Origin of the sequence: Nonomuraea diastatica (assembly GCF_004349015.1) — a bacterium.
GTDB lineage: Bacteria > Actinomycetota > Actinomycetes > Streptosporangiales > Streptosporangiaceae > Nonomuraea > Nonomuraea diastatica.
On sequence record NZ_SMKP01000299.1, the window covers coordinates 1 to 8,071 of the forward strand.

8 protein-coding genes are annotated in these 8,071 nt (G+C 67.8%); 2 read left to right on the top strand and 6 right to left on the bottom strand.

Annotated features, from left to right (window positions below; all coding sequences use genetic code 11):
- Positions 1-67 precede the first annotated feature (67 nt).
- Positions 68-2,908, bottom strand: coding sequence for an excinuclease ABC subunit UvrA (gene uvrA, locus E1294_RS49770; protein ID WP_132519651.1), 2,841 nt, complete (start codon positions 2,906-2,908; stop codon positions 68-70).
- Positions 2,909-3,137: 229 nt separating this feature from the next.
- On the opposite strand from uvrA, the gene E1294_RS49775 reads away from it, so the two are divergent.
- Together E1294_RS49775 and E1294_RS49780 are read left to right on the top strand one after the other, a co-directional pair.
- Positions 3,138-3,932: a maleylpyruvate isomerase family mycothiol-dependent enzyme gene (locus tag E1294_RS49775; protein ID WP_132519654.1), complete on the top strand. Its 795-nt coding sequence runs from the start codon at positions 3,138-3,140 to the stop codon at positions 3,930-3,932.
- Positions 3,929-4,585 (top strand): MBL fold metallo-hydrolase, encoded by a 657-nt coding sequence (locus E1294_RS49780; RefSeq protein WP_132519657.1) that lies wholly within the window; start codon positions 3,929-3,931, stop codon positions 4,583-4,585. The genes E1294_RS49775 and E1294_RS49780 overlap by 4 nt, the downstream gene beginning before the upstream one ends.
- Positions 4,586-4,604: 19 nt before the next feature.
- Here the strand turns inward: E1294_RS49780 and E1294_RS49785 are convergent, their stop codons facing one another.
- From E1294_RS49785 to E1294_RS49805, 5 genes are all read right to left on the bottom strand, one after another.
- Positions 4,605-4,880, bottom strand: a complete 276-nt coding sequence (locus tag E1294_RS49785) for a hypothetical protein (RefSeq protein WP_132519660.1) — start codon at positions 4,878-4,880, stop codon at positions 4,605-4,607.
- Between the two features lie 36 nt (positions 4,881-4,916).
- The gene (gene pssA, locus E1294_RS49790) at positions 4,917-5,741 is read right to left on the bottom strand and encodes a CDP-diacylglycerol--serine O-phosphatidyltransferase (RefSeq protein ID WP_132519663.1); all 825 of its coding nucleotides are present in this window, start codon (positions 5,739-5,741) and stop codon (positions 4,917-4,919) included.
- Positions 5,728-6,375 (bottom strand): phosphatidylserine decarboxylase, encoded by a 648-nt coding sequence (locus tag E1294_RS49795; RefSeq protein WP_132519666.1) that lies wholly within the window; start codon positions 6,373-6,375, stop codon positions 5,728-5,730. Before E1294_RS49795 ends, pssA begins: the two co-directional genes overlap by 14 nt.
- A gap of 108 nt (positions 6,376-6,483) precedes the next feature.
- The gene (locus E1294_RS49800; protein ID WP_132519669.1) at positions 6,484-7,467 is read right to left on the bottom strand and encodes a TerC family protein; all 984 of its coding nucleotides are present in this window, start codon (positions 7,465-7,467) and stop codon (positions 6,484-6,486) included.
- 174 nt (positions 7,468-7,641) lie between these two features.
- Positions 7,642-8,071: glycosyltransferase (locus tag E1294_RS49805; RefSeq protein WP_132519672.1), on the bottom strand; the 430-nt coding region annotated here is incomplete at its 5' end.

Consider the following 8,071-nt stretch of genomic DNA (forward strand, 5'->3'; position numbering starts at 1 on the left):
CGCCAGATCACGCCCGCGCCCGGCCGCGCCCCTGTCGCCGCCCGGCGATGCGCCGCTCGTACGGAGGTCAGTGCGCCAGGATCTTTCGCAGGAACCGGCCCGTGTGGCTCTCGTCCACAAGCGCGACCTCCTCCGGCGTGCCACTGGCGACGAGCGTGCCGCCGCGCGACCCGCCCTCGGGCCCCATGTCGATGATCCAGTCGGCGGTCTTGATGACGTCGAGGTTGTGCTCGATGACGATCACCGTGTTGCCTCCGTCGACCAGCCGCCCGAGCACGCCGAGCAGCCGCCGGATGTCCTCGAAGTGCAGGCCGGTGGTCGGCTCGTCGAGCACGTAGATCGTCCGGCCGGTCTGCCGTCGCTGCAGTTCGGAGGCGAGCTTGACGCGCTGCGCCTCGCCGCCGGACAGGGTCGTGGCCGGCTGCCCGAGACGCACGTAGCCCAGGCCCACGTCGTTGAGCGTCTGCAGGTGGCGCTTGATCGCGGGGATCGCGTCGAAGAAGCCGAGGGCCTCCTCGATCGGCATGTCGAGCACCTCGGCGATCGTCTTGCCCTTGTAGTGGACCTCCAGCGTCTCCCGGTTGTAGCGGGCGCCGTGGCAGACCTCGCAGGGGACGTAGACGTCGGGCAGGAAGTTCATCTCGATCTTGATGGTGCCGTCGCCCGAGCACGCCTCGCAGCGGCCGCCCTTGACGTTGAAGCTGAAGCGCCCCGGCTGGTAGCCGCGCACCTTGGCCTCGGACGTGGCCGCGAACAGTTTGCGCACGTGGTCGAACACGCCGGTGTAGGTGGCCGGGTTGGAGCGTGGCGTGCGCCCGATGGGCGACTGGTCGACGTGGACGACCTTGTCGACCTGGTCCATGCCGTTGATCCGCGAGTGCCGCCCCGGCACCGTGCGGGCGCCGTTGAGCTCTTTGGCCAGCGCGTTGTAGAGGATGTCGTTGACCAGCGTCGACTTGCCGGAGCCCGACACGCCGGTCACCGCCGTGAACACACCCAGCGGGAACTCGATGTCGACGCCCTGAAGGTTGTGCTCGCGCGCGCCCTTGACGGTGATCTGCCGCTTCTTGTCGCGCTTACGGCGGTTGGCGGGAATCGGGATACTTCTGCGCCCCGACAGGTATTGCCCGGTGAGCGAACCCTCGCTGGTGAGCAGGTCCTGCACCGTGCCTGAGACGACCACCTGGCCGCCGTGCTCGCCGGCGCCCGGCCCGATGTCGACGACCCAGTCGGCCGCCGCGATCGTGTCCTCGTCGTGCTCGACGACGATCAGCGTGTTGCCCATGTCGCGCAGCCTGACCAGCGTGTCGAGCAGGCGCATGTTGTCACGCTGGTGCAGGCCGATGGACGGCTCGTCGAGCACATAAAGGACGCCGACCAGGCCGGAGCCGATCTGGGTGGCCAGCCTGATGCGCTGGGCCTCGCCGCCCGCGAGGGTCGCGGCCGCGCGGTCCATGGTGAGATAGTCGAGGCCGACGTCGAGCAGGAAGCCCATGCGGGCGTTGATCTCCTTGACCACCCGCTCAGCGATCTGCATGTCGCGGTCGGACAGCTTGAGCGCGGCCAGGAACTTCGCGCACTCGCCGATCGACATCGCCGCCACCTCGGCGATCGACATCCCTGCCACCGTCACGGCGAGGGTGACCGGCTTGAGCCTGGCCCCCTTGCAGGTGGGGCACGGGATCTCCCGCATGTAGCCCTCGAACCGCTCGCGGGCCGCGTCGCTCTCCGCCTCCGCGTGCCTGCGCTGCACCCATGGGATGACGCCGTCGTAGGTCGTGTAGTAGGAGCGCTGCCTGCCGTAACGGTTGCTGTAGCGGACGTGCACCTGCTCGTCGTGGCCGTACAGCAGCGACTTCTGCGCCTTCTTCGGCAGCTTCTCCCACGACGTGTCGAGGGTGAATCCGACCGTGTGGCCGAGCGCCTCGATCAACCTGCTGAAGTATTCGCTGGTGTGGCCGCCGGACCACGGGTGCAGCGCGCCGTCGCGCAGGGTGCGCTCGGGGTCGGGCACCACCAGGTCGGGGTCGACCTCCATCTTGGTGCCCAGGCCTGTGCACTCGGGGCAGGCGCCGAACGGCGAATTGAACGAGAACGAACGCGGCTCCAGCTCCTCGAACGACAGGTCGTCGTAGGGGCAGTAGAGGTGCTCGGAGTAGAAGCGCTCGCGGTTGGGGTCGTCTTCAGGGAGATCGACGAACTCGAGCGTGATGGTGCCGCCGGACAACTGCAGCGCCGTCTCGACCGAGTCGGTCAGCCTGCGCCGGGCCGACTCCTTGACCGACAGACGGTCGACGATGACCTCGATGTCGTGCTTCTCGTACTTCTTCAGGGTGGGCGGCTCCTCCAGGCGTACGACGGTGCCGTCGACCCTGGCCCGGGCGAAGCCCTTGGTCTGCAACTCGCGGAACAACTCGGCGTATTCGCCCTTGCGGCCCCTGATAACCGGGGCGAGCACCTGGAAACGGGTGCCCTCCTCTAGATCCATCACCCGGTCGACGATCTGCTGCGGGGTCTGCCTGGCGATCGGGCGGGTGCACACCGGGCAGTGGGGCTTGCCGATGCGCGCCCACAGCAGCCTGAGGTAGTCGTAGACCTCGGTGATCGTGCCAACCGTCGAGCGGGGGTTTTTACTGGTCGCCTTCTGGTCGATCGACACCGCGGGCGACAGGCCCTCGATGAAGTCGACGTCGGGCTTGTCCATCTGACCGAGGAACTGGCGGGCGTAGGCCGACAACGACTCGACATAGCGCCGCTGACCTTCGGCGAAGATCGTGTCGAAGGCCAGGCTCGACTTCCCGGAGCCGGACAGGCCGGTGAAGACGATCAGCGAGTCTCGCGGCAGGTCGAGCGAGACGTCTTTGAGGTTGTGTTCTCGTGCACCACGCACGATCAGGCGGTCTGCCACGGCGATCCCGGAGGTCGAAAGGCGGATAGGTCCACGGCGGATGGTAGACGGGGGCTCCGACAATTTCGGCGGCGCGGGCTCACGTGCGAGTGACCGGCCCCCGAAACGCGTCCATCACAGGTTACGGCCATCTCCCACCTCGCAGGAGCCCTTCACCGCTCAACCTCCTGACCTGCCGCTTTCATCCCCGATCCAGCGGGGACACCCAGAAATGATGAAAAATTCAGGCATGGTGGTCCTACCCGCGCTCCAAGCCGAACTCTCCGCCGCGACCAACCGACTGCTGGCCACGGCCGCGTCGCTCAGTGACGCAGACCTGGCCGCCCCTTCCCTCCTGCCCGGCTGGACCAGGGGCCACGTGCTCGCCCACGTCGCCCAGAACGCCGGCTCCCACCTCAACCTCCTGGCCTGGGCCAGGACCGGCGTACGAACCCCGCAGTACGCCTCACTCCAGGCCAGGGCCACGGCGATCGAGGCCGCGGCCGCCCGCCCGGTCGCCCGTCACCTGGCCGACATCGAGGAGGGCGCCGCCCGCGTGGCCGCCGCGGTCCGCGACATGCCGGGCGAATGCTGGTCCGCGCAGGTGGAGGGCATGCGCCCGCCTCCGCACCCCGCCTGGTACCTCCTCGTACGCCGCCTGCGCGAGATCGGCTTCCACCACGTGGACCTCGACGCCGGGTACGGCCCGGCGGACTGGCCGGAGCCGTTCGTCGCCCGCGAACTCCACGACTGCCGGGCGTGCTGGCCCCGCGACGGCGGCACGGTGAGCGAAATCGTCCTCAAGGGCTCGGGGGGCGGGATCCTCGCCAGGTGGCCGCGGCTCGGCTCCGGCCCCGCCGTCGAAGGAGCCCCCGCGGCCATGTTGGCCTGGCTCACCGGCAGGTCGGGCGGCGAGGGCGTTACGCTGGTGCACGTGGGGCGGTTGCCGACACCAGAACCGGCGGCGCTTCCGGCGCCGCCGGCGTGGCTGACGGCTACGGCCCCCGCTGATCTGCCCGCGACGCCTCCGGAGGACTACCCATGACCTATACAGGTGACGTCCAGGTCGGTGGCCCCGCCGACGTGCGAGAGCTGCCCGCGCTCACGATCTCCAAGCTCGCCGTCGGCCCTTATGACAACAACGCCTATCTGCTGCGCTGCACGGAGACGGGCGAGGGCCTGCTCATCGACGCCGCCGCCGACTCCGACCGCCTGCTGGCGCTGATCGCCGACCAGCCGATCCGCGCGGTCGTCACCACGCACCAGCATCCCGACCACTGGCAGGCGCTGGAGCAGGTGATCAGGGTGACCGGTGCTCAGGTGATCGCCCATCCGCTCGACGCGCCCGCGCTGCCCGTGCCGGTCGACCGCGCGGTCGAGCACGGCGACACGATCACCGCCGGCGCGGTCAGCCTGGAGGTCGTCCACCTGCGGGGGCACACGCCAGGATCGATCGCCCTGCTCTACGACGGCGGCGAGGCAGGTCATCACCTCTTCACGGGCGATTCCCTGTTCCCCGGCGGCGTCGGCAACACGTGGAAGGACCCCGAGCGTTTCGCCCAACTCTACGACGACGTGGTGGAGCGTGTCTTCGACCGCCTTCCCGACGAGACCTGGGTCTATCCGGGCCACGGCAAGGACACCACGCTCAGGGCCGAGCGGCCCGCGCTGCCCGAGTGGAAGGCCCGCGGCTGGTAGTCGCGCCTGCGGGCAGGGGTCACTGCCGGGCGGCGAGCACGTGCACGATCCGCTCGGCCGCGAGGGCGGGATCGTCGGCAAGGCCGACGAGCTCGCCCCACGACCAGCGGTAGAACCACCCCTCCGAGAGGGGTACGCAGTCGACGGTCTCGGCCAGCAGGATCGTGTCGGGATCGCTGATCCGCAACGCCGGCGGGGAGGACCGCAGGGTGGCGGTCAGCCCGCGCTGCTCCAGTTCCTCGGCCAGCTTGGCGAGGAAGTAGGTGCGCGTGTGCTCGCGCGGCTGCGCCGGCATGGTTCCATCACATCCGAAGGAGTGCGGACAATCCCATCAGTCGCCGATGCGCTCGGCTTCTTTACGGAGTTCGCGCTTGTAGAAGAGCATCCGGAGCGGAATCGCCGCCACGAGCGCGATCTGCATGGTCGCACCGATCTTGATCGGCAGGTCGCCCCCTTCCGGCCAGGCGACCCAGAACGTGAGGAACGCCACGTTCACCATGATCCAACCGAGCACGACCGCCGCGAGCTGGCCCTTCGGCTTGGGATATTCGATCCGGCTGACCATTAGCCACGCCACGCCGAGGACGGCCAGCAGCGCATAGATGCTCGGCTGGAACAGCAGCACGATCGAGATCACCGTCATGGCGCCCATCGGGATCGGCAGGCCCATGAAGTCGCCGCTCTTGGTCTTGACGCAAGCGAACCTGGCCAGCCGAACGACCCCGGCGACCAGCACGGACGCCGCCGCGACCAGCACCGCGGTGAACGGCACCTGATCGGTGAACCCGCCCCAGATCACGACCATGAACGCGGGCGCGAACCCGAAGCTGATCACGTCGGCCAGGTTGTCGAGCTCGGCGCCCATCGCCGACGCGCGGAAGCGCCGGGCGACGAGGCCGTCGAACAGGTCGCACGTCGCCCCGATGAGCAGGAGCACGACGGCGGTGGCGAAGTAGCTCGGATTGGGCACGAACGGGCCGCCGGCCATCTGGAGCTGCATGATCGCGGAGTAGGCGAGGACGCACACCGCCATGAACCCGCAGACCGCGTTGCCCAGCGAGAGGGAGTCGGCGGCGGACAGGCGGAACGCCTTGCCGACGGGGCCACGAGGCTCTTCGTCATCCGCCTGCCAGCTACCGGCGTCAGCCGCGGTCAATTCTGGTCACCCCCGCAACTGTCTTCTCCCCCACGGACACCGCAGGGGAAATCCCTTCGGGAAGGTAGATGTCGACCCGCGAGCCGAACCGGATGAGCCCGATTCGCTCGCCCGGCGTGACCTTCGCGCCCGCGCTCAGGTACGGCACGATCCTGCGCGCCACCGCGCCCGCGATCTGCACCATCTCGATGTCGCCCAGCGCGGTCTCGAAATGCCACACCACGCGCTCGTTCTGATCGCTGTCCTTGTTGAACGCCGGCAGGAACCCACCTGGCACATGCTGCACGGATGTGACATTTCCCGCAAGGGGGGCACGGTTGACATGAACGTTCAGCGGGCTCATGAAGATCGCGACCCGGGTGCGGCCGTCCGGCCACGGGTCGATGCTCTGCACCACGCCGTCGGCGGGTGACAGGACGCGGCCCTGACCCGGCGTGCGGTCGGGGTCACGGAAGAACCAGAGCATGCCCCCGGTGAGCGCGCCCAGCGGCACCGCCGCGAGCGCCCACCGCCGGTCTCTGCGCGTCAACAACGCGGTGGCGGCCGCCGCGGCCGCTGTGGGGAAAAGCCACGGGGAGACCCCGCGTGCGAGCCTGACAGGGTTTGCGCGGCTCGACTTGGCAGAATCGGACACGTACAACCTTTGGTGGTGGACTGGACTGGGCGCTTTGCTGTGATGTTACAAAACTAGCAACTATGACACAGCGCAACTACACAAGCAAAGCGCCACGAAGTCCAATAGCTAGACCTGCTCTGAATGAGCCGCCTCGCCCTTGCGCGTGTCTATGCGGGCCTTGACCAGGCTCGCAACGGTGGTGATGACCATGGTGGCACCGATGACCGTGAGCGACACCCAGATAGGAATTTCGGGCGCCCAGGAGACATGGCTGGCATGCAAGGCCTCCATAACCAGCTTAACCCCGATGAACCCGAGGATGAACGCCAAACCATAGCTGATGTAGACGAGCCGCTGCAGAAGCCCACCCAGGAGGAAGTACAGCTGACGCAGCCCCATCAGGGCGAACGCATTAGCCGTGAAGACGATGAACGGATCCTTGGTGAGCCCGAAGATGGCGGGGATCGAGTCGAGCGCGAACAACAGGTCTGTGCTCCCGATGGCCACCATCACGATGAGCATCGGCGTCACCATGCGCTTGCCGTCGATCTTGACGGTGACCTTCGACCCGACGTACCCCTCGGTGGTGGGGAACGCCCCGCGCACCCACCGGAGCAGGATGTTCTCGTTGACCTCTTCTTCTTTACCCCTGAGGTGATCACGGACGATGTTGACCGCGGTGTAGATGAGGAAGGCGCCGAACACGTAGAAGAGCCAACTGAACCGCTGGAGCGCGGCGGCGCCGAGCGCGATGAAGATGCCGCGCATGACGAGCGCGAGGACGATGCCGACGAGCAGCACCTTGTGCTGGTAGGCCCGCGGCACGGCGAACCTGCCCATGATGATGAAGAAGACGAAAAGATTATCGATGCTAAGGCTGTATTCGGTGATGTAGCCGGCGAAGAACTCGCCCGCCTTGTCGCCGCCGTACGTGGTCCACAGCATGACACCGAACGCGGCGGCCAAGACGACATAGAACGTCACCCAGTAGCCGGCCTGCCGCATGGAGAACTCACGGGCTTCGCCGCGGTCGACGATCCACAGATCAACGGCCAACACAACAAGAAGACCGCCGATCACGGCGATCCAGGCCCACGCGGGTACGCTCACTCAAAGCCTCCGGCATACACCAATCATTGCCGGAGGTCTCTCCCGCCCGCGTCACCTGCGGACCGGCAGCCCCGGGGGCCCCGTGGAGCGGGGCTGCACCGTGATGACGAGGCTGTCGCGAAGGGATACTCCCCTCCCTAACCCAGGCAGTATACGAGAGCGCACTGAGCCCGCCTAACCATCCATGGGATCTTCGCCTCCATAGAGGGACAGCACACTCCGCACGGCGTCGTCCTCGCCGGGCATCTCCCGCCCCCGCCGCTCGGCCTCCGCGGCGAGCATCTCCGCAGCTCCCGGTTCTGCGAGCAACTTCCGTACGGCCCTCCGCAGCCCCTCCACGTCCCCATAGGCGACCAGAATCCCAGCTTTGCCCAAGATTTCTGGAATTCCACCGACATTGGATGCGATCGCCGGTGTGCCCGCCATCAGCGACTCCCGCAGGGTCAGCGGCTGCCCCTCCCAGCGGCTCGGCATCACCAGGGCGGCGGCGACGGTGGTGAAGGCCCCCGCCGCCAGCAGGGCGATGGAGGCGCGGATCGCGATCTTGCCCATGTGGAACACTTCTCTCCGAAGTACCGGGGTCGTGCGCGACGGTGTTAGGGAC

What these genes read in the sequence shown, in the direction of transcription:
- E1294_RS49780 (WP_132519657.1), top strand. Translation starts at nt 3,929, where the DNA reads ATGACCTATACAGGTGACGTCCAGGTCGGTGGCCCCGCCGACGTGCGA.
- E1294_RS49785 (WP_132519660.1), bottom strand. Translation starts at nt 4,880, where the DNA reads ATGCCGGCGCAGCCGCGCGAGCACACGCGCACCTACTTCCTCGCCAAG.
- E1294_RS49775 (WP_132519654.1), top strand. Translation starts at nt 3,138, where the DNA reads ATGGTGGTCCTACCCGCGCTCCAAGCCGAACTCTCCGCCGCGACCAAC.